The sequence below is a fragment of the Peptacetobacter sp. AB845 genome, from assembly GCF_047528295.1.
Taxonomy (GTDB): domain Bacteria; phylum Bacillota; class Clostridia; order Peptostreptococcales; family Peptostreptococcaceae; genus Peptacetobacter.
Genome location: NZ_CP180001.1, coordinates 757,354 through 778,925 on the forward strand (window position 1 = coordinate 757,354; position 21,572 = coordinate 778,925).

Annotated in this window: 17 protein-coding genes; 12 read left to right on the forward strand and 5 right to left on the reverse strand. The window is 31.9% G+C overall.

Annotated features, from left to right (window positions below; genetic code table 11):
* Nucleotides 1–144: 144 nt before the first annotated feature.
* The 4 genes from ACK2WO_RS03800 to ACK2WO_RS03815 all read left to right on the forward strand — a co-directional run bounded on the left by ACK2WO_RS03800 (nt 145) and on the right by ACK2WO_RS03815 (nt 5,303).
* Nucleotides 145–1,056, forward strand: coding sequence for a trans-4-hydroxy-L-proline dehydratase activase (locus ACK2WO_RS03800; protein ID WP_178412027.1), 912 nt, complete (start codon nt 145–147; stop codon nt 1,054–1,056).
* A 4-nt stretch (nt 1,057–1,060) separates the two neighbouring features.
* Nucleotides 1,061–3,430, forward strand: a complete 2,370-nt coding sequence (gene hypD / locus ACK2WO_RS03805; protein ID WP_414698411.1) for a trans-4-hydroxy-L-proline dehydratase — start codon at nt 1,061–1,063, stop codon at nt 3,428–3,430.
* Between the two features lie 265 nt (nt 3,431–3,695).
* The gene (proC, locus tag ACK2WO_RS03810; protein ID WP_414698412.1) at nt 3,696–4,499 is read left to right on the forward strand and encodes a pyrroline-5-carboxylate reductase; all 804 of its coding nucleotides are present in this window, start codon (nt 3,696–3,698) and stop codon (nt 4,497–4,499) included.
* A 363-nt stretch (nt 4,500–4,862) separates the two neighbouring features.
* Nucleotides 4,863–5,303 carry a sulfate permease gene (locus tag ACK2WO_RS03815; RefSeq protein ID WP_414698413.1) on the forward strand — a complete coding sequence of 147 codons (441 nt, stop codon included), beginning with the start codon at nt 4,863–4,865 and terminating at the stop codon, nt 5,301–5,303.
* A 387-nt stretch (nt 5,304–5,690) separates the two neighbouring features.
* Here ACK2WO_RS03815 and feoB read toward each other — a convergent pair whose 3' ends face one another.
* Together feoB and ACK2WO_RS03825 are read right to left on the reverse strand one after the other, a co-directional pair.
* On the reverse strand, nt 5,691–7,664 hold the full coding sequence (gene feoB / locus ACK2WO_RS03820; protein WP_414698414.1) for a ferrous iron transport protein B: 1,974 nt from the start codon (nt 7,662–7,664) through the stop codon (nt 5,691–5,693).
* Between the two features lie 11 nt (nt 7,665–7,675).
* On the reverse strand, nt 7,676–7,897 hold the full coding sequence (locus ACK2WO_RS03825) for a FeoA family protein (protein ID WP_006439643.1): 222 nt from the start codon (nt 7,895–7,897) through the stop codon (nt 7,676–7,678).
* A 278-nt stretch (nt 7,898–8,175) separates the two neighbouring features.
* Between ACK2WO_RS03825 and ACK2WO_RS03830 the strand changes: the two genes are divergently transcribed.
* The 5 genes from ACK2WO_RS03830 (at nt 8,176) to cptIN (ending at nt 13,905) form a co-directional block, all read left to right on the forward strand.
* Nucleotides 8,176–8,697 (forward strand): Gx transporter family protein, encoded by a 522-nt coding sequence (locus ACK2WO_RS03830; protein ID WP_414698415.1) that lies wholly within the window; start codon nt 8,176–8,178, stop codon nt 8,695–8,697.
* A gap of 508 nt (nt 8,698–9,205) precedes the next feature.
* Nucleotides 9,206–10,057: a DegV family protein gene (locus ACK2WO_RS03835; protein ID WP_414698416.1), complete on the forward strand. Its 852-nt coding sequence runs from the start codon at nt 9,206–9,208 to the stop codon at nt 10,055–10,057.
* 36 nt (nt 10,058–10,093) lie between these two features.
* A complete protein-coding gene (gene pepF, locus ACK2WO_RS03840; RefSeq protein WP_414698417.1) occupies nt 10,094–11,878 on the forward strand; it encodes an oligoendopeptidase F in 1,785 nt (594 codons plus the stop codon).
* Between the two features lie 40 nt (nt 11,879–11,918).
* A complete protein-coding gene (locus ACK2WO_RS03845) occupies nt 11,919–13,013 on the forward strand; it encodes a hypothetical protein (protein ID WP_414698418.1) in 1,095 nt (364 codons plus the stop codon).
* Between the two features lie 418 nt (nt 13,014–13,431).
* Complete coding sequence (cptIN, locus tag ACK2WO_RS03850; protein ID WP_414698419.1) at nt 13,432–13,905, forward strand: type III toxin-antitoxin system CptIN family toxin; 474 nt, start codon at nt 13,432–13,434, stop codon at nt 13,903–13,905.
* Between the two features lie 78 nt (nt 13,906–13,983).
* On the opposite strand, the gene ACK2WO_RS03855 is transcribed toward cptIN, so the two are convergent.
* From ACK2WO_RS03855 to ilvD, 3 genes are all read right to left on the reverse strand, one after another.
* Nucleotides 13,984–14,418, reverse strand: a complete 435-nt coding sequence (locus ACK2WO_RS03855) for a hypothetical protein (RefSeq protein WP_414698420.1) — start codon at nt 14,416–14,418, stop codon at nt 13,984–13,986.
* A gap of 255 nt (nt 14,419–14,673) precedes the next feature.
* Nucleotides 14,674–15,663: an ornithine cyclodeaminase family protein gene (locus ACK2WO_RS03860; protein WP_414698421.1), complete on the reverse strand. Its 990-nt coding sequence runs from the start codon at nt 15,661–15,663 to the stop codon at nt 14,674–14,676.
* A gap of 86 nt (nt 15,664–15,749) precedes the next feature.
* Nucleotides 15,750–17,414, reverse strand: a complete 1,665-nt coding sequence (ilvD, locus tag ACK2WO_RS03865) for a dihydroxy-acid dehydratase (RefSeq protein WP_414698422.1) — start codon at nt 17,412–17,414, stop codon at nt 15,750–15,752.
* Between the two features lie 298 nt (nt 17,415–17,712).
* Here ilvD and ACK2WO_RS03870 point away from each other — a divergent pair, with 298 nt between their 5' ends.
* From ACK2WO_RS03870 to ACK2WO_RS03880, 3 genes are all read left to right on the forward strand, one after another.
* Entirely contained in the window at nt 17,713–18,573 is an 861-nt protein-coding gene (locus tag ACK2WO_RS03870) for a LysR substrate-binding domain-containing protein (RefSeq protein ID WP_414698423.1), read from the forward strand.
* A 146-nt stretch (nt 18,574–18,719) separates the two neighbouring features.
* Complete coding sequence (locus ACK2WO_RS03875) at nt 18,720–19,562, forward strand: phosphate ABC transporter substrate-binding protein (protein ID WP_414698424.1); 843 nt, start codon at nt 18,720–18,722, stop codon at nt 19,560–19,562.
* 502 nt (nt 19,563–20,064) lie between these two features.
* On the forward strand, nt 20,065–21,240 hold the full coding sequence (locus tag ACK2WO_RS03880; protein ID WP_414698425.1) for a hypothetical protein: 1,176 nt from the start codon (nt 20,065–20,067) through the stop codon (nt 21,238–21,240).
* Nucleotides 21,241–21,572: the final 332 nt, after the last annotated feature.

A 21,572-nucleotide genomic window follows, 5' to 3' on the forward strand; every position in this document is an offset into this window, starting at 1 on the left:
CGCAATTAATTTGCAATTGATTTTTCATTTTTAAAGATAAATATCTTAGTAACTAATCATATTTATCTTTTTCTTTTGCTCAAAAGAGTTAAATAATTATCAAAATTAATTGCTATGTAGAATATAGAAATAGGAGATGCATTTATGAAACCATTAGTTATTAACTTTCAGAAATGCAGCATACACGATGGTCCTGGAATAAGAAGTACCGTATTCTTCAAAGGATGTCCACTTGAATGTGTATGGTGTCATAATCCAGAAAGTCAGTCATATAAAAAAGAAGTACTATACAACCGGGAAAGATGTGGAGCATGTGGAAAATGTAAAGAAATATGCCCTCACGATGCAATATTCATGAAAGATGGATGTGTAGGACTAGATAAAGATAAATGTGAACTATGTTCAACTTGCTTAGATTACTGCATAAACAATGCAAGAGAAATAGTTGGAGATGAGTACACAGTAAAGGAATTATTAAAACTTATAGATAAAGATAGAATCTTCTATGAAGAATCTGGCGGAGGTGTTACTTTATCTGGTGGTGAAGTAATGGTTCAGGATATGGACTTTATCTGTGAATTAGCTAAAGGATGCAAAAATAAAGGTATAGATGTAGCAATAGATACTTGCGGATATGCACCTACAGAAAATTATGAAAGAATACTACCATACGCTGATAGATTCTTATTCGACATCAAATTAGTAGATGAAGATAAACACAAGAAATTTACAGGAAAATCAAACGATTTAATACTTAAAAACTTAAAATTCCTAAATGATAATGGAGCATTTATAAATATAAGAATACCATTAATCGGTGGAGTAAATGTTGATGATGATAATGAAGAGGTAATGAGAATGATAGAACTTCTAAAACCTCTTAATATAAAAGCTGTAAACTTACTACCTTATCACGATATAGGAAAACACAAATATACTAAATTAGATAAGGAATACGAAGGTAACGATTTTACTAAACCTTCAGATGAAAAAATGAATGAAATCAAAATGATTTTTGAAAATAATAATTTCCAAAATGTAAAAATAGGAGGATAATGTCATGGGAAGAGGAACTTTTGCAAGAACTAAAAAATTAAGAGAAGCAAGTGTAACAACTAAACCGCATATATCAATAGAAAGAGCGGTACTATTTACTGAAGCTTATAAAAAATGGGAAGGTAGCGTTGAAATGCCAGTGCTAAGAGCTTTATCTTTCAAACACTTCATGGAAAATAGAACTCTTTGTATAAATGATGGTGAATTAATAGTTGGGGAAAAAGGTGATTCAGCTCAGGCAGCTCCTACATACCCAGAAATATGCTGTCATACAATAGAAGATATGAACGTAATGAATGATAGAGATATAGTTGACTTCTCAGTTACAGAAGAAGACAAGAGAATACAGGAAGAAATAATAATACCTTTCTGGGAAAAAAGACAGACTAGAAGAAAAATAGTTAACGCTATGGCTCCAGAATGGAAAAATGCTTATGAAGCTGGTATGTTCACAGAATTCATGGAACAGAGAGCTCCAGGACACACTGTTTGTGGTGACATAATATACAGAAAAGGTTTCGCAGATCTTAAAAAAGATATAGAAAAAGAAATAGCTAACTTAGACTTCTTAAACGATAAAGAAGCATACGATAAAAAAGCTGACTTAGAAGCTATGGCAATATCTTGTGAAGCAATGATAATATTCGGTAAAAGATATGCAGAATTAGCTAGAAAAATGGCAGCTGAAACAACTGACGAACAGAGAAAGAAAGACTTATTATTAATAGCTGAAAACTGTGACGTTGTACCAGAACACGCTCCAAAAACATTCCATCAGGCAATACAGATGTACTGGTTCGTACACGTTGGTATAACTACAGAACTTAATACTTGGGATGCATTCTCTCCAGGTAGATTAGACCAGCACTTAAACCCATTCTATGAAAAAGATGTAGAAGAAGGAAGATTAACTAGAGAAGGTGCTCAGGAATTACTAGAATGTATGTGGGTTAAATTCAACAACCAGCCAGCTCCTCCAAAAGTTGGTATAACATTAAAAGAAAGTGGAACTTACACTGACTTCGTTAACCTTAACACTGGTGGTATAAGACCAGATGGACAGGACGGTGTAAATGAAGTAAGTTACATAATACTTGATGTAATGGATGAAATGAAATTAGTTCAGCCAAGTTCAAACGTTCAGATAAGTAGAAAAACTCCTCAGAAATTCTTAAAAAGAGCTTGTGAAATATCAAGAAAAGGATGGGGACAGCCAGCATTTTACAACACTGAAGCTATAATACAGGAACTTCTTAACGCTGGAAAAACTATAGAAGATGCTAGACTTGGTGGTACAAGTGGATGTGTTGAAACAGGATGCTTTGGTAAAGAAGCTTACGTTTTAACAGGATACATGAACTTACCAAAAATATTAGAATTAACATTAAACAATGGATTCGATAAATACACTGGAAAACAGGTTGGTATAGAAACAGGAGATCCAAGAGATTTCAAAACTTATGAAGAATTATTCGAAGCTTACAAAAAACAGTTACACTACATGGTAGATGTAAAAGTTAGAGGTAATGCTATAATAGAAAAAATATGTGCTGAACACATGCCTTGCCCATTAATGTCTTCAATAGTTGATGACTGTATAGCAAAAGGTAAAGACTACCAGAGAGGTGGAGCTAGATACAATACTAGATACATCCAGGGTGTTGGTATAGGTACAATAACTGACAGTTTAGCTGCTATAAAATACAATGTATTTGATAATGAAAAATTCAGCATGGATACATTATTAAAAGCTATGGAAGCTAACTTCGAAGGATATGAAGCAGAACTTAACATGGTTAAAAATAAAACTCCAAAATACGGAAATGACGATGATTACGCAGATGATATAATGAAAGAAGTATTCAACTTATATCATGGTGAAGTAACTGGTAGACCAACAGTAAATGGTGGACACTACAGAGTAGACATGCTTCCAACAACTTGCCACGTATACTTCGGTGAAGTTATGGGTGCTAGTCCAAACGGAAGACTTGCTGAAAAACCAGTTTCTGAAGGTATATCACCAGAAAAAGGTGGAGATACTAACGGACCAACAGCTGTTATAAAATCTTGTGCTAAAATGGACCACTTAATAACTGGAGGAACTCTATTAAACCAGAGATTCGCACCATCAGTTGTTCAGGGTGAAGAAGGATTAGACAACATGGCTAACCTAATAAGAGCATACTTCAATATGGATGGACATCATATACAGTTCAACGTATTCGACAAAAATGTATTATTAGCTGCTCAGAAAAACCCAGATGAATACAAAGATTTAATAGTTAGGGTTGCAGGATACAGTGATCACTTCAATAATTTAAGTAGAGCTTTACAGGACGAAATAATAGGAAGAACTGAACAGAGCTTCTAAGAATAAAAAACTAGCAACTTTCAGGGGATAGAATTTCTATCCCCTGTTATTATATTTTTTAATATATTGAAAAAATTTATTAAATTTTGACTATGATATAAAAAAGATATAAAAAGATAGAAAACGATAACAAAGATGAATTGGATAAATATTATATAGTTGGCTATAATAATATATGTAGATGACAATGTAAACATAAACTGTAAACAAAAAAAGTTTATATTTTTTTATTTTTTAAATTTATACAATAAGGAGAGTTTTTGATATGAAAACATTAGGATTAATTGGTGCAGGAAATATGGGAAGTGCTATGCTTGGTGGAATAGTTAAAGCTGGTCTTGTTAAACCAGAAAACATAACTGTTGCAGACCTTTATCAGCCATCTCTTGATAGAGTTAAAGCAGAATTAGGTGTAAATGTAACAACTGATTCAGCAGAAGTTGTTAAAAATTGTGACGCTTTTATAATAGCTTTAAAACCAAACATAGTTGAAGTAGCTTTATCTCCACTTGCTGAATTAGTAAGAGAAGATCAGTTAGTTATGTCTATAGCTGCTGGAAAACAGATATCTCAGTTAGAAGCTATAGTAGGAGCTGACAAAAAAGTTATAAGAATAATGCCTAATACTCCAGCTTTAGTATCAGAAGGTATGGCAGGAATATGTGCAAACAAAAACGTTACTAAAGAAGAATTAGAAGAAGTTAAAACTATATTCGAATCATTCGGTGGAGCTGAAATAGTAACTGAAAAATTAATGGACGCTGTTACAGGTGTAAGTGGTTCTGGACCAGCTTACGTATTCTTATTCATAGAAGCTATGGCAGATGCTGCAGTTCTTGAAGGAATGCCAAGACCTCAGGCTTACAAATTCGCTGCTCAGACAGTTTTAGGATCAGCTAAAATGGTTCTTGAAACTGGAAAACATCCAGGTGAATTAAAAGATATGGTTTGCTCTCCAGCTGGAACAACTATAGAAGCTGTTAAAGTTCTTGAAGACTTAGGATTCAGATCAGCTGTAATAAATGCTATACATGAATGCACAGAAAAATCTAAAGAATTAAGTAAATAATTATAATTGAAATATATGGGTGCCGCAGTTTTCTGCGGCATCTTTTTTTGTAACGAAGTAGGTTTATTTCTAACTAGATTTCTTTTATAAATTTGAAAGATTTTGCTAGAAAAATCTATCTATTTATAAAATTTCACTAGCTGAGAAATAAACCTATTATAATAATAAAAAGATTGATAGCAGAAAACTGCTGGCAACATATGATTTCTAATTATGATTATTTGCTTAATACTTTAGATAGGTGGAAATGGAAAGGGTTGGAGAAGTTAGTTATCTGGATAGATGGAGAGGAATAGCAAGATGTGGTATAATTTAATTATTTATAATATATTAATAAAAATACTAAAAATTTAGGAGAGTATTATGAGTGCTGATAGACTTTCTTTATATTGGATATATTTCATTATTATGAGTTTTAGTGTTGTAATCTGTGTAATTCTTGCTTTTTCTAATATAAAAATAGCAAAACGGGAGTTTTTTTATCCAAGACAACAAAATTGGGCTAAGAAGCATGAAGAAAGGTTAAATTTATTATCGAAAAGATTTTTTCTGATATTGTGTATAGTTTTCTTTATGTTTGGAACATTGCCTTCTTGTTTAGATTTACCATATGTTTTGAAAGGAAATTATAAAGAAGTTTGTAGTGTTATAATTAAAAAATCAGGAACATCAATAAATCTTGAATACGGTGGTTATTATAGAGTTGGAAATACAAAAGGATGTAAAATAGGGGATGAGATAAAGGTAGAGTACCTTCCATTTACTAGATATGCAACAATCACCAATATATTTCATTCAAAATAATCTGAGAGGAGATAGAATTATTTATCTTTCCTATAATGCATATGGATATGTCTGCATTCTCAGTAGAAGGTCAAACGCATACATTATAGAGAAACAATTACAGAGATTTTATTTACAACAATTATTATATAGAAAATTAGTATGTAGAAATTTAAAAACTTGAAACAGATGAAAAAACAAGAACCTACTTTATATAAATGAATAACATATAAACAAATAACGACTTTTTACAAACGAATAACTAGGAAACTAGCTTAACGAAAAAAGATAGGTCTAAACAATCCAGCGACAATCTGGAGACGACTCACTACTTTTAAATGTGTTACAAAAATTGTAGTGAGTCGTCGAAGCCTGGAGCGGTTGTTAGACCTATCTTTTTCGTTCTATCTATTTTCTTTTATTCATTTCATCAAGTAAGTTCTCGTTTTTCATTGAGCAAGCTTTTAAATTTCCGCAAGCTGAGCAGTTAGCACAGCCTCCATTTTCTCCACCACCACTGCAACTACTACAGCTGCTTCTTGGTTTAGTGAAGATTCTAATAAGTATAACAGCTGTAATTATTACAATCACTGCAGTTATTGCTATCTCAATTGGAGAACTTGCCGCTGCAAACGCACTTCCAACTATGTTCACGATAACACCTGCAACCCAAGCAAGTGCAAACTGATAGAATAGAGATGTAAACATCATCTTGTTTCCATATTCTTTTCTCATTGTAGCTAGAGCAGCTATACAAGGAGTGTAAAGTGCTGTGAAAACAAGGAATGCATAAGCTGTAACACCTGTGAAAACTGTAGGTAATACTTCATTTAAGTTACCGTAAAGTATGCTAAGTGTGTTTACAACGACTTCTTTTGCTCCAAGTCCTGTAAGAAGGGCAACGGAAGTTCTCCAATCGCTGAATCCTAGTGGTCTAAATATAGGAGCGATTACTTTTCCTATATAAGCTAGGAAAGAATCATTTATATTTTCTGTGAATCCGTTAAAGTTGAATGATGAGAATGCCCAAATAACAACAGACATTGCAAACATTATAGTAACAACTTTAACTAAGAATCCTTTAGATTTATTCCAAGTATTTTTTAGTAGAGCGCTGATTGTAGGTATTTTGTACTCAGGTAGCTCTAATATAAATGGCTCAACCTCGTTTTTGAAAGTAGTTCTATTTAAGAATAGTGCAACTATTATTGCAGCCACAATTCCAACTAAGTAAAGTGAAGCTGTAACTATAGCCTGATTTTTAGGGAAGAAAACTGCAACAAATAATGCATAAACTGGTAATTTTGCACCACAAGTCATTAGAGGTGCGATAAGTGCAGTTATTTTTCTATCCTTTTCGCTTTCAAGAGTTCTTGTAGCCATTATTGCTGGAGAAGAACATCCCATACCCATTATCATAGGTATAAATGCCTTACCAGAAAGTCCAACTTTTTTCATTATTCTATCCATTAAAAATGCTGTTCTAGACATATATCCACTGTCTTCAAACAGAGATATTCCAAAGAATAGAGTACATATTAATGGGAAGAAAGGAAGTGTTCCGCCAAGTCCACCAATTATACCATCTACTATTAAAGATCTAAACCAAGGACTAGAGTTTGCAAGTGCGGCATCTGCTGGTGCGGCGATGTAGTTTTCAATAAGTCCCGCAAATCCTTCCTGAAGTGGCCCTCCAACCCAGTCAAATGTAAATTTGAAAAGAAGTAATAAAAGACCGATGAATATTGGATAAGCAAATATTGGATGAAGCACTATGCTGTCTATCTTATCGCTTATAGTCTTTTTATCTTCTTTTGGGAAATTTGTACAAAGAGCAAGCTTTTCTTCTATTATTTTGTAAGTTTCTTCTTCATTTCCCCAGTTAGTAGAGTAGATAAACGGCTTTCTAGCAGCTTCTCTTAGTTTAGAAGCTATGTCATCTACACCTTCTTTTTTCTTTGCAACTATTGGAATAACAGTCACTCCAAATTCACGAGCTAATTTATGAGTATCAATCTCCATTCCTCTAGCTTTTGCAACATCAAGCATATTTAAAAGTATAACTATTGGCTTGTTAAACTGCATAAGCTGAGTAGTTAGGTAAAGATTTCTAGTTAAGTTTGATGCGTCGACAACGTTTAAAATTAAATCGACGTCCTCTTTTTCAAGGAATGATTTAGAAACTTTTTCTTCATTAGAAAAAGTATCCATCGCATAAATTCCAGGAAGGTCGACAATTTTTATATCGTCCTCAAGGAATCCTTCTTTTTTCTCTATTGTAACGCCTGGCCAGTTACCCACATACTGATTTGAACCTGTAAGTAGGTTGAATACTGTAGTTTTACCGACGTTTGGGTTTCCTAAAAGTGCTATATTTAACAAATTCTACCTCCTTACTGAAGAACTATGTTCTTTGCATCAGATTTTCTGATAGCAAGATCAAGCCCTCTAAATCTTACAAGTATTGGGTCTCCAAATGGAGCAACCTTTTTTACTTCTATTTCAGTGTTGTTTATACAACCTAGAGCAAGAAGTCTTTTAGCTAATTTTTCGTTTCCATTTATATTATCAATGCGGCCTTTTTCGCCAACTTTTAAATCAAAAACTGTATTCATGGTAATTCCTCCTTAAAATTAATGAAATTCATTATCAATATCTTATTGATATTATATCTCAAAAACTTATGTATGTCAATTAAAATCAATGATTGACGAGTTGCAAAATTTTAAAAGAAAATTAGAAATAAAAAAGATGATAAAATTTATCAAAAACAGCGTTTCCTATTGAGAAACGTTAATTTTGTATTAATCACTTATAACAAAACTATTGTGATATAATATCAATGTAACAAAAATAATACCAATGTAGCAAAATTATTAAAAAGGAGGACGTTATGTCTGAAAAGAGAATAGAAACGAAAAAACTGACTTTCCTAGGGCTAATGGTAGGATACAGTTTAATCTTATATATAATAGAAGGATTTATTCCAAATCCAATGGTTGCGGTGTTTCCTGGTGCAAAGCTAGGACTTAGTAATATCATTACTTTGGTGGCACTTATGACTCTTGGATTTAAGGATACTTTTATCATTCTTACAGTTAGAATAATTCTTTCTTCTATATTTACAGGGCCGATGTCTTATTTGATGTTTAGTATAGGTGGAGGATATTTGAGTCTTGTTGTGATGTATTTGTTTAGTAGAATTAAGGATTTTTCTGTGATTGGGATAAGTATCGGAGGTGCAATAGGGCACAATGTAGGGCAGTTGCTTGTAGCATCGATGATAGTTCAAAACATAGCTATGACTACTTATCTACCGTTTATGTTGATAACATCTTTAGTAACGGGAATTTTCGTAGGGATTGTTTCGAAGTTTACGATACCTTATGTAAAATCTCGGATTAAAAAATTATAAATAATATGGCTGTTGAAGGTTTTGCAGCAGACCTAGACTTAACACAAGTATTCGCTCTCCAGGCTTCAGCGCCCCATCCATTTATGTAATACCTTTTAATGTATGGGGCGCTTGCAGAATTGTCGGTGCGAGCTACTTGTGTTTAAGTCTTAAATGGTCTACTTGCAAAATTTTTTCTAACAGCCATTTTTTATAATTTTTTATAGAGATTTATAGAATAAGGTATCGTAAAATTCTTCAACAATTTAATAATGTTATGGTATAGTTTATTAAAATTTTAATCACTATAAAGATATTATATAGTTTAAAATTTAAGTATAAATGGTGTATTGTTAAATTTTTCAATGCTTATGCGTGTTAGAGATAAGAATCTCGACGATAATGTTGTTATATAGTATAATAAAAATGTATAACAATGTTCATTTGGCGTTGTTATTTCAATTTTTGTAGTCAATAGAAATATTTAAAAATATGTATAATCAAATAGTGTGGTTTAGGAGGGTGTAAATTGGCAAATATAAAAATTGTTACAGACGGTTCATGTGATTTTCCTCAGGAAATAATAGATATAGTGAATCCTGAGATAGTTAGAATAAATGTAGCTTTTGGAGAGGATTCTTATATCGGTGGTGTAGATATAGATGAAAAGACTTTTTATGAAAAGATGAGAGGGTGTAAAGAGCTACCAAAGACTTCAAGTCCTTCTTTAGAGAGATTTATGGAAGTTTATGGAAATGAAGAATACGAGGAAATAATAGTTTTCACTCTTACTTCTAAGTTATCAGGGACATATAGTAATGCTGTAATTTCTAAAAATATGTACCTTGAGGAACATGAGCATAAGAGAATTGAGGTTATAGATTCGGAAAGCGGTTCTATAGGGGTTGCGCTTATGATTCTAAAAACTCATCAGCTTATAGAAGCTGGCAAAAACATGGACGAAATTCTAGAAGAAATAGAAAAAATGAAAAAAGACATGGTACTCTACGGTACTTTAGACACACTAGAAAATGCAATAAAAGGTGGTAGAGTAAACCCTATAGCAGGAAAACTTATAAATGCACTTAATTTTAAAGTAATAATAAAAATAGATGAAGGTCTTGTAAAACCTATAGATAAAGCTAGAGGTGAAAGCAACAGTCTTAAAAAACTATTCACATATATCAAAAACTGTGTTGATATAAATGAAATAGAGCACAAAGACGTAATAGTTGGGCATGCAAACTGTCCAGAAAAAGCAGAAAAAGTTAAGAAATTTATAGTAGACCACTATAATTTCGAGGAAACTCTTGTTGCTAATATAGGACCAATAATGGGAACATTTACAGCAGAAGGTGCTATACTTATAGCGGTTCTTTAAGAATGTAATTTCCCGGGAAATATACAGGAGGCAGTTATGGGAATAGAAAGAAACAATATAGAAGAAAAATATAAATGGGACTTAGAAAAAATGTACCCAGATAAAGAATCAGTTGATGCCGATATAAAAAAGGCAGAAGAATTAACTGAAGAAATTGCACAGTACAAGGGAAAATTATCTCTTGGAAAAGAAAATTTATTAAATGCTTTAAAGACTTTAGAAGAAGCATCTAGAGTTATAGAAAAAATATATGTATACACTCACATGAAACATCATGAGGATACAAGAAAGAACGATAATCAGGCAGATTCTGTAAAATCTGAGATGATTTCATCGAATTTTGGAGTGGCTTCATCTTACCTAGTTCCAGAGATAATAGCTATGGACGAAAAAGTTTTAGATGAATATATGCAGGATGAAGATATGGCATTCTACAAAAAATTCATAGACGAAATTTTAAGAGATAAACCACATACATTATCAGAAAGCGAAGAAAAAATACTTGCTTCAGTTTCAGAATTAACTGCAGTTCCTGAAAGTGTATACGACATGCTTGCATATGCGGATATGGAATTCCCAGAAATAGAAGAGGAAAATGGCGAAAAGATAAAGATAGACCACTTCAACTACTCTCTACTTATAAAGAGTAGAGATAGAAGAGTGAGAAAAGATGCTTTTGAAGGGGAATTTTCTACTTACAAAAAATTCCAGAACACTTACGCATCAAGTCTTTACGGAGCTATAAAATCAGAAATATTCTACGCAAAAATGAGAAAACACAACTCTGCAATAGAGGGATCATTATTTGCGGATAATATAAGTGTAGATGTGTACAATAATTTAATAGACGCTGTACACGAAAGCATACCTACATTAGATAGATATGTAGAGGCTAAGAAAAAATTCTTAGGAATAGAGGATTTACACATGTACGACCTTTATGTGCCTCTAGCTGAAAAATTTGAATATAAAATACCTTATGAGGAAGCTCAGCAGATTATATTAAAAGCACTTGCTCCTCTAGGAGAAGAGTATTTATCTATAATTCAGAAGGCTTTTGATGAAAGATGGATAGATGCTTTTGAAAATGAAGGTAAAAAAGGTGGAGCTTATTCTTGGGGATGCTACGACTCACAGCCATACATCCTAACTAGCTACACAGAAGACCTAAATTCATTATTTACATTAATTCACGAATTAGGGCACTCTGTACACAGCTACTACTCAAGAAATACTCAGCCTTACATATATTCAGATTATAAAATATTTGTTGCTGAGGTTGCATCTACAACTAATGAGCTATTACTTGTAAATTATCTATTAGAAAATGCAAAATCTAAAGATGAGAGAATTTACCTTCTAAACTACTACTTAGAGCAGTTTAGAACAACAGTACATAGACAGACTATGTTTGCTGAATTTGAAAAAATAACTCATGAACATGTAGAAGCTGGAAAACCACTTACAGCAGATGATTTCACAGAAATATACTATGGATTAAATAAAAAATACTATGGAAATTCTACAAATGTAGATGAATTAATAGGAATAGAATGGGCAAGAATACCTCATTTCTACTCTAATTTCTATGTATATAAATACGCTACAGGATTCTCAGCTGCGAGTGCATTAAGCTCACAGATTTTAAAAGAAGGAAAACCCGCAGTAGATAGATATATAGAATTCTTAAAAAGCGGTGGTTCAGAATATCCACTAGACCAGTTAAGAAGAGCCGGAGTAGATATGGAAAAGAAAGAATCTGTTGAAAAGGCATTAGATGTATTTGCAGAACTTGTTGATAAATTAGAGGCAGAAATATAGATATAAAAGTTAGACAATATAATTTTTGTGGAGAGATACTATGGGAAAAACATTATTAAAACTTCTTATATATACTTCGGTTGGAGCTTTAATTGGAATCAGTGTTGAATTTTTAGATTTAAGTATATTCGAGTTATCTGTGTGCTTCTTGGTGCAGCTTGCGGTATTTGTAATTGTGCACGAGTTTATGCATGGAAAGATTGCGGAGATGAATGGGCTTAGATTTACAAAATTGTATGCAGGGCCGATTATAGTTATAAGAGAAGGAAAAAGATTTGTAAGAATAGAAAAAAACAGGCTTCAAGGAACTTATTTAGGTAGAGCAAATATAGAAAATGGCGAAATAAGAAACGATTTGGAATTTGAAAGACATATAATAGCTTGGAAAAGGGCAATTTCTGCAGGTCCAAAGAGCGATATAGTGCTTTCTGCACTTTGCCTAGTTGCAGGAATATACTTTAAATATCCCATATTGATTGTATCTACATTGGTATTGGATTTAGCTATGTGTATTCCGAGCTTTTTCTACGGTGACGGGACACATTACAAAAACCTAGAAAAAGATGATATATTCACTGTTTCTGTGATGTATTCAAATTCAATTATAGGTGAAAATGGAATTTCTCCAGATACTGAGAAATATTTGGTAACAAGATTAGAAAAAGAACTAGATCAAAATGATATAACAGACGATAATATAGTATCTCTAGCCATTGCAGCTCAGACACTTCTTTTCCAAAAGATTATAGACGGAAAATATTCTGGATATAGAATTGAGGAAATTATATGGGATGTTAGAGATGGAAATCCAGCTAGATTTAATAAGATGACTGATAGAATGTACTTCAGAGGTCTTATAAATACAGCAGTATTGTATTATACTTGTATCGAAAATGATTTAAAGAAGGCACAGATTTTGTTTAGGTCTATAAAGAATACTAAGCATGTAAATTATGTTGAGAAGAATGATTTTATTAGGTCGCAATATGTGCTTGGTATGCGGGATAGAAAAAGTGATTTGTTGTCGCATAAATATAGGAATCCGATATTTAAGGGGTGTAAAAGCCTTGAAGATGCGGAAGATAAAATGGATGAGATAGTTATTGAATATGTAGAAAAAATGGGATTTTATTAGGAGTAAAGAAAAAATATATTAGTCCTCTCTCCGGTCCTCGCTGTGGTGTGGGTAATTTGTTTTGTTGATAGATTTACTGCACAGCTGTGGATTGTCGAGAGGTACTAATATATTTTTTTCTTTATAATAGAAATCCCATTTTCTACATATATTAATAACTTGTATGAAAGTAGAGTAGATAGTGAATTTAAAATAATATTGTTATTTGTTAGAAATTGACTATCTATAAATTTTATGATATATTATTTATATAAAATAAGATATATATCTTAATATGTAAGTGTACCGCTGACCAATATGCGGAATATAAATAGTTGGATTGTAAGTATACCGCTGACCAATATGCGGAATATAAGTGGTTGGGTTGTAAGTAATATCCCTCATCTTTTTAGATGGGGGATTTTTTTGGGGGGATACTGTGAAAAAGAATGGGTTTTATATTATAAAAGATGAGTTTTTTAGAGATTTCCCAGATCCGTATCTTAGGGGAAATAAAAAAGAAAATAGACCACATTATTACTGTATAGAGGATAAAAATGGTATATATTGGATGATTCCAATGTCAACTAGAGTAGAAAAATATAAGAAGATTATTGAGACGAAAGAAAAAAATAAAAAGAATTGTGATATTTTGCATATATTGAAGTTACCTAATGGTAGAGATAATGTATTTCTTATAGGCGATATGTTTCCTATTAAAGAAAATTACATTGAGAGAGAATATACAATAAAAAATAATCATCTAATGTTATACAATGAATCAGAAATTATTCTTATAGAAAAAAAGGCAAAAAAAGTAAGAGAAATGATAAAACATGGTGTTAAATTTACAAAAACTCAACCAAATGTAATGAAAATATTTGAAAAATTGTTGAGAGAAGAGAAAAAATAGTATTAATGTTATTAATAGAGTTGTTCAAAGTAATTATTTAACTGTTGAGAATAAGGTCGGATTTATATCCGACCTTATTTATTTACCTAGATGTAAGTCTTTTACTAGGTATCTGTTTAGTAGTTCTTGTTTTGCTTCTTCTATTAAGTTTTCTAGGTTGTCTGTAAATACTAATTCATTTATTGCAGCATCTTCGTCTCGTAGTCCAAATTGTTCCTTTCTTACAAAATAAAGGTTATATACGTTTGTTTTGTATATGTTTATGTTGTTTACCATTATTTCGTCAGTGAATATGTCTGAGAATATTGGAGGTTCAAGGTCGTTTATTTCTAATATATCCATTAGTTTGTTGTAGTTTGGGATGCTAAAGCCAGAATATAGTACAAGGTCTTTTAAGTCGTTATTATAGAATTCTAGTTCTTTTTCTAATAAATAGTCTTTTATCTCGTCATAATCACATTTATCCAATAAAGTGATAAATTTATCTGTAAAAGTATAGAATTTATTTGTCATTTGTAATCACATCCTATTTCGTATAATAATTGTAAATTTTTTTCGTATAATAAATAATTGTAAATTTTATTATATTATAGCGTATTATAGGCGAGATTAATAATAATATTTATATTATATTAATAATAATGCTTAGATAAAAAGAGAGGGTCTATTGCATCGTATTTGATACAATAGACCCTTTTGCTATATCAATTAATGTTTAAATTAATTGGCTATTTTATTATGAAATTAAAATTTAATGCTAAATTAAATTTATTTCCATTCCTGTCCTACACCTAGTTCAAGAGCTTTTTTGTATATTGTGTTTGCTGCAACAAGGTCCTGAGTAGCAACACCAACAGTTTCGAATACTATTATTTCTTCATCATTTTCTCTACCAACTAGTTCGCCTTTTATAACATTACCTAAATCTCCAGTGAAGTCATCTTCAGTTATTATACCTTTTTCAAGAGGTATTAATATATCTCCTGATTCAGATAATACAGCTTCTTTTGAATCGAAGTATATTTTAGAAGCTCTTTCAAGTGCAACTGGATCAAGTTCCTGCATGTGATGCTGATATGCACCAACACAGCTTATAGTTATACCTGGTTTAACTTTGCTTCCGTCGAATACTGGTTTTGAAGAAGGAGTTACAGTTATTAATAAATCTGCATCGTCTATAGCTTCATCAGAAGATCTAACTGGAACTATTCTTGTATTGTATTCGCTTAATTCTTCCTGCATCTGTTCTGCAAATGCTTTAGTTCTTTCAAAGTCAAGGTCAAATACTCTAACTTCTTCAAGGTCTCTAGCAGTAAGCATTGCTTCAAGCTGAGTAGAAGCCTGTCCACCAGTACCTATAAGAGCACCTATTTTACAGTCTTTTTTAGCAAGTACATCGAAAGCAGCACCAGAAGCAGCACCAGTTCTCATTTTAGTTACATGAGTTCCATCTAAAAGTGCACTTACAACACCAGTAGTACCATCTATAAGAAGTACCTGAGCAGGTGAAGAAGGTATTCCGTTATCTATGTTGTGAGGGAATATGTCAACTATTTTAACTGATGCAACATCAAGGTCTGGAACATAAGCTGGCATGAATAGGAAGCATCCGTCATGTTTAGGAGCCTGTATATTAGTTCTTAAAGGAGAAACAACTTTTCCTTCTTCAACAACTAACTGGAAAGCCACTTTATCGGCTTCTATAGCATCTCTCATAGTAAATACTTTTTTAATATCGTCACGTGATAGTAATATCATAATAATTTTCCTCCAAAAATTAGTCTTATAAAATCTTCAAAATTTTGTATTATATATTGAATTTATATTGTATATTTTTACTTTTCTTAATATCTAGCATCTAATGGCCAAGGCTGCATAGCTCCACCTTCTTCAGCAGGTCTACACATTTTAGCGTATATATTTAAGCAACCTTTTTCTTCTTTAAGAGGAGGGCAAACCCAAGCTTTTCTTCTTTCTGCTAGTTCTTCATCAGAAACATTTAGAGTAAGTTCTCCATTTCTTATATCCATTATTATTTCATCGCCGTTTTGAACAAGTGCTATATTACCTCCGTCGTAAGCTTCAGGAGAAACGTGTCCAACTATTGCACCAAAGTTGAATCCTGAGAAACGAGCATCAGATATAAGACCAACACTCTTATGAAGTCCTTTACCTATAAGAGCATCTATACTTAGCATAAGTTCTTTCATACCAGGAGCACCTTTGCAACCTTCGTATCTTATAACCATTATATCTCCAGGAACTATATCGCCTCTTTGAATAGCATTGAAAGCTTCTCTATCATTTTCAAATACTTTAGCTTTTCCTTTTAAGTACATAACTTCTTCATAAACTGCTGTAGGTCTAACTATTGCACCATTTGGAGATAGATTACCTCTCATTATTTTTAATCCAGGCTGGTCAAATAAAGGTTTTTCAAGAGATTGTATAACTTTATTTTCCTGAGCTTTTACCTTAGATAAAACCTCTTTCCATGTACATCCGTATATACTAGGTGCATCTGTGTAAAGTTTAGATTCTAACATCTTCATTACATTTGGAACACCGCCTGCATAGTGGAAGTCTACAACAGTGTAAGGTCCACTAGGTACAACAGCATTTATACATTTTATATCTTTTGCATATCTTTCAAAGTCTTCAAGAGTTATCTTGATTCCTAGCTCATATGCATAAGATAAAAGGTGTAAAACTGCATTTGTAGATCCAGCAACTGCCATATCAAACATTATTGAGTTAAGTAAAACTTCTTTAGTTATTATTTCAGAAGGTTTTCTTTTCTTTTTAGCTAATTCAACAGCGTACATACCAGCTTCTCTAGCTTTTCTTAGTTTTGCGTTGTCAGTAGCAGGTATTGTAGATGTACCAGGAAGAACAAGGTTTAACACTTCTCCAAGCATCTGCATAGTATTTGCAGTACCCATAGAAGGACAAGCACCAAATGAAGGACATACATTATCTTCCATTTCCATAAGCTCTTCTTCACTTGCTCCAGAGAAACGAGCTGCATCTAAATCTGCTTCTACAACAGTTTTTCCGCAATGCTGTCCTGGCTGCATAGAACCACCAGTTATAAGTGTAGATGGAATATCAAGTCTCATAGCAGCAAGATAGCATCCAGCTATTATATTGTCACAAGATGCAATCATAGCAAGACCATCAAAATTATGAACTTTTGATACGAATTCTATAGACATAGCAACTATATCTCTACCTACCTGTTCGAATTTTAACTCTTCAGCACCATTTGCTACGTTTCCGCAAGTAGCAGGTATACCAAATTCTACAGGAACACCACCTGCAGCCCAAATACCTTCTTTTACTGCTTCAGCTATCTGTCTTAAATGAGCAGAACCAGGAGAACCTGCCATATAAGAGTTAGGAACACCTATATGAGGTTTTTTTCTGATGTCTAAATCAGAATATCCTGCTGCCTTCATCATAACTCTTCTGTGAGCCGCTTCTGCTCCATTCCAAAATTCTTTACCCATAAATGCACCTCCAATTATTTGTATAAATATAAATTTTAAAATGTCAATTATAAAAGTTTGACATTTAGAATGCTAATATGTTTATAATATAAGGAATAATATACTCTTTATGTTGATTCTACACGAAATAAATGCAAAATTATTTTACAGAAATTTATGACAAATATAAGAAAAATTAATACTTAACAAAGCGCGGTTAATATTAATAGTTTATTTTAAGATATTAAAAATTTTAATATCATCTTGAAAGAATACTTATATATGTTGGGGAAATTTGTTCAGTAATGGGGGGAAATATATGAATAAACACAACGTTATAAAGACAGTGTATGAGATGAAGAGTATATCTTGTGCTGCCAATAAACTGAATTATACTCAGTCAGCAGTTAGCCAAATTATAAAAGGCTTTGAAAAAGAGGTAGGGGTAAAAATATTTAAACGTTCTAAGAGTGGCGTAGAGCTAATGCCAAACGCAGAAGAAATTATGAAGTGTATAATAGAAATCTGTGATTTAGAAGAAAAGATTAACAATATATCAGATAATTTAACTAGTTTAGATACAGGATATATAAGGATAGGTACGATACAGAGTATAGCGTATAATTGGCTTCCAGAAATATTAGATAGATTTTCTAAGGATTATCCAAATATAAGTTTTGATATAGTAGTAGATAAATTTGACGAGCTTGTTAAAAAGGTGAAGTCAAATCAGCTAGATATAATATTTGTATCGGAGTATTCTGTTCCAGATATGAACTTTGTAAAACTCTATATAGATGAGCTTGTTTTGATAACACCTGTAAAACATAAGCTATCATCACAAATAACAGTTCCTATATCAAAATTAAAAGATGAAAAGTTTATACTGTCCGCGGACGGTTTAAGCTACGAAACTGGAATTATTTTTAATAGAAATGGGATAGACCCTGAGATAAAGTACAAAGTAAATGAGGATTTTACAGTTATAAAACTGGTTGAAAGTGGATTTGGTGTAGCTATTTTACCAAAGCTGCTTTTAGAAAATACTCCTTTTAATGTAAGTATAAGAAATTTTTCAGAACACTACAATAGAGTGCTAGGAGTGGCTTATTCCAAGGAGATAGAGCTTACACCAGTTGTAGAAATGTTCATAAATTATGTTAAGGATGCTGTAGAATAGTAAAGAAAATATTAAAAATATTTAAAACACTTAACAATCTTTACGTTACATTAACTCCAATCTAATATTCTTTTAATACATCTGCTTTATTATAGATACTGTAATAATTAATAAATAACTTATAACAAAGCGGAGGAAATTTAAAAATGAAAAACAAAAGATTAGCACTTTTATTAGCAGGAATATTAACAGTAGGATGTTTAGCTACTGGATGTGGAAAATCAGGAGGAGATGAAGCAGCTTCTTCAGAAGGAACTACAATAAGCGTATCAGGTTCAACTTCAGTAGGGCCATCAATGGAAAAAATAGCTGAACGGTTTGAAAAAGCAAATGAAGGTGTAAGTGTTGAAATACAGCAGATAGGTTCATCAGCTGGTATAAAAAATGCAATAGATGGTGTATCTGAAATAGGTATGGCATCAAGAGATTTAAAAGATGAAGAAAAATCAGCAGGACTTCAGGAAACAAAAATAGCTATAGATGGTATAGCAGTTATAACAAACAAAAACAACCCAGTTAAAAATCTTACAACAGATCAGGTAAAAGATATATACACTGGAAAAATAACTAACTGGAAAGAAGTTGGCGGAAACGATGCTCCAATAGTTGTTGTATCAAGAGAAGAAGGTTCTGGTACAAGAGACGGATTCCAGGAAATAATAGGATTTGAATCTACAGAATTATTAAAAGATGCTCAGGTTAGTGATGGTTCAGGAAACATAAAATCAACAGTTGAAGGAAATGAAAACTCTATAGGATACATATCTTTCGGATACGTTGATGATGCTATAAACGCATTAAAAGTAAATGATGTTGAACCAACAGCAGATAACGTAACTAACTCAAGCTACCCAATAGCTAGACCATTCTTACTAGTTGACAAACAGGATGGATTATCAGAAAATGGTAAAAAATTAATAGACTTCGTATTAAGTGAAGAAGGTCAGCAGATAATGGAAGATGAAGGATTCATCAAAATAAACAAATAGGAAAACAAGCTGTTATACATCTTCGCTCCAGGCTTCAGCGACTCGCACTTTTAATGTAACACATTTATGTGTTGCGAGTCGCTTGCAGATTGTCGCAGCGTATGTCTAAGAAGTTTCTTTCTATATAGTTTCCTTGATGAAAACCTAGGAAAACACGGAAAAGAGTAGTTTCCTAGGGAATAAAATAGATGTCTAGAAAGAAAATAGACAGGAAATATATATAAATAGATATAAATTAACTCACTCTAACACCACAATATATATCCAATCCCACAGAAACTCCCTAGAGATTAGGTTCTCTAGGGAGTTTTATTTTTTGAATATATATAAGAAGATATGCAATGCGTAGAATAAGTGGATATAAAATTATTTTCTTAGTTGATAAATAAAAGCAGTTTAAATTATCTAAATCTAAAAGTTTTATTTAAAAGGTTGATATTTTAAAAGAAATAGTATATTCTATATAGTATAGAACTGATTTAAAACAAAAGGAGGGGATTTAATGGGATTCGTAGTAGTTATTCTCATTATAGTTGCATTTATTATTTACAAAAAAAGATCTAAAAAGGAAAGCGAAGAAACTTGGAGCGAGGAAAGTTTATCAACTTCTATCAATGAACTAAATAACAAGATAGCCGAAAGAAATAATACTATTAAAGAAATTCAAGAAGCAAACTCTAATTGTGAGAAGAGAATGGAAGGAATAAAAAATGCTATTTCTTCAATGGACGACTCTGTTGCAGAAGAGGACAAGGAAGTTTTTAATGAAAAATTAAAATCTATAGAAAATGAAATTAATAGAAATAATACTAAGATAAAAAATATAGAAAAAGAAATAGAAGATTTAAATAAGGAAATTTTAACTAAGAACGAAAAAATAGAAGAGTTAAAGAAAAAAGAGTTAGAAGCAGAAAAAGAAGAGGAATCAAATAAAGATAATTTGAGTGAAGAAAATAATTATACTAGTGGAAAAAATAGTGCTGAAAAAAATAGAGTTAAAAAAGAGAAAGGTAAGAAGCAACTAAATAAAGTAGATAGTACATCTAAGTTTAAAAAGATATTTAGAAAAGAAGTGATAATTCCATTTGTAATAGGGGTTTTAATAGGTGCATTCTTTTTTACTTCAGATTCAACAGAGTATGAGGATCAAATAGCCCAGCAACAAACTCAGATAGCTGAAAAAGATAAGAAAATCAAGGAACTACAAGGCAAAGTAGATGAAGCAGCTCCTTGGTTTGAAATGACGGCTGCTGAACAGGAAAAGAAAGAGGCTGAGCTAAAAGCAGCTAAGGAAGCAAAAGAAAAAGAAGAAGCAGAAAAATTAGCTGCAGAGAAAAAGAAAAAAGAGGAAGAAGAGAAAAAAGGTTACGATACAGGAATAACATACAGCCAATTAGCAAGAACACCTGATGATTATTTAGCTAAAAAAGTTAAATTTAGTGGAAAGGTTGTTCAGGTAATGGAAGATGGAGATTCAGTAGGAATAAGATTAGCCGTAGATGGGGACTATGACAATATCATACTTGGAACATTTAACTCTAGTATAATATCTGAAAGAATACTTGAGGACGACTATATAACTGTATATGGACTAAGTGCAGGTATATACACTTATGAATCTACAATGGGAGCTAGTATAAGCGTACCATCTATGACTATAGATAAAATATCAAGATAAATTTAATCTAAAGATTTATTAAACTAGCTAATAGGATTAATGGACTTAGTTGTTGGATATTAAGATAATGAAGTTGTATATTAAGATAATTAAATAGAAATAATTAAAATTTAAATATGTAAAATAGTGATTTAAGTAAGTAAAAACATTGGACAATTGAAATAACTGCTATATTAGCGACAATTCTGCAAGCACACCATAACATTTAAATGTGTTAAATAAATGTATGGTGTGCTGAAGCCTGGAGCATATAGCAGTTATGAGATTGTCTTTTTTTATTGTTAAATTTATTAAAAATATTTAATAAAATTATCCTTACTTTAACCATAACT

Coding starts and splice junctions, on each gene's coding strand:
- ACK2WO_RS03800 (WP_178412027.1), top strand. CDS start 145: ATGAAACCATTAGTTATTAACTTTCAGAAATGCAGCATACACGATGGT.
- hypD (WP_414698411.1), top strand. CDS start 1,061: ATGGGAAGAGGAACTTTTGCAAGAACTAAAAAATTAAGAGAAGCAAGT.
- proC (WP_414698412.1), top strand. CDS start 3,696: ATGAAAACATTAGGATTAATTGGTGCAGGAAATATGGGAAGTGCTATG.
- ACK2WO_RS03815 (WP_414698413.1), top strand. CDS start 4,863: ATGAGTGCTGATAGACTTTCTTTATATTGGATATATTTCATTATTATG.
- ACK2WO_RS03825 (WP_006439643.1), bottom strand. CDS start 7,897: ATGAATACAGTTTTTGATTTAAAAGTTGGCGAAAAAGGCCGCATTGAT.
- ACK2WO_RS03830 (WP_414698415.1), top strand. CDS start 8,176: ATGTCTGAAAAGAGAATAGAAACGAAAAAACTGACTTTCCTAGGGCTA.
- pepF (WP_414698417.1), top strand. CDS start 10,094: ATGGGAATAGAAAGAAACAATATAGAAGAAAAATATAAATGGGACTTA.
- ACK2WO_RS03845 (WP_414698418.1), top strand. CDS start 11,919: ATGGGAAAAACATTATTAAAACTTCTTATATATACTTCGGTTGGAGCT.
- ACK2WO_RS03855 (WP_414698420.1), bottom strand. CDS start 14,418: ATGACAAATAAATTCTATACTTTTACAGATAAATTTATCACTTTATTG.
- ACK2WO_RS03860 (WP_414698421.1), bottom strand. CDS start 15,663: ATGATATTACTATCACGTGACGATATTAAAAAAGTATTTACTATGAGA.
- ilvD (WP_414698422.1), bottom strand. CDS start 17,414: ATGGGTAAAGAATTTTGGAATGGAGCAGAAGCGGCTCACAGAAGAGTT.
- ACK2WO_RS03870 (WP_414698423.1), top strand. CDS start 17,713: ATGAATAAACACAACGTTATAAAGACAGTGTATGAGATGAAGAGTATA.
- ACK2WO_RS03875 (WP_414698424.1), top strand. CDS start 18,720: ATGAAAAACAAAAGATTAGCACTTTTATTAGCAGGAATATTAACAGTA.
- ACK2WO_RS03880 (WP_414698425.1), top strand. CDS start 20,065: ATGGGATTCGTAGTAGTTATTCTCATTATAGTTGCATTTATTATTTAC.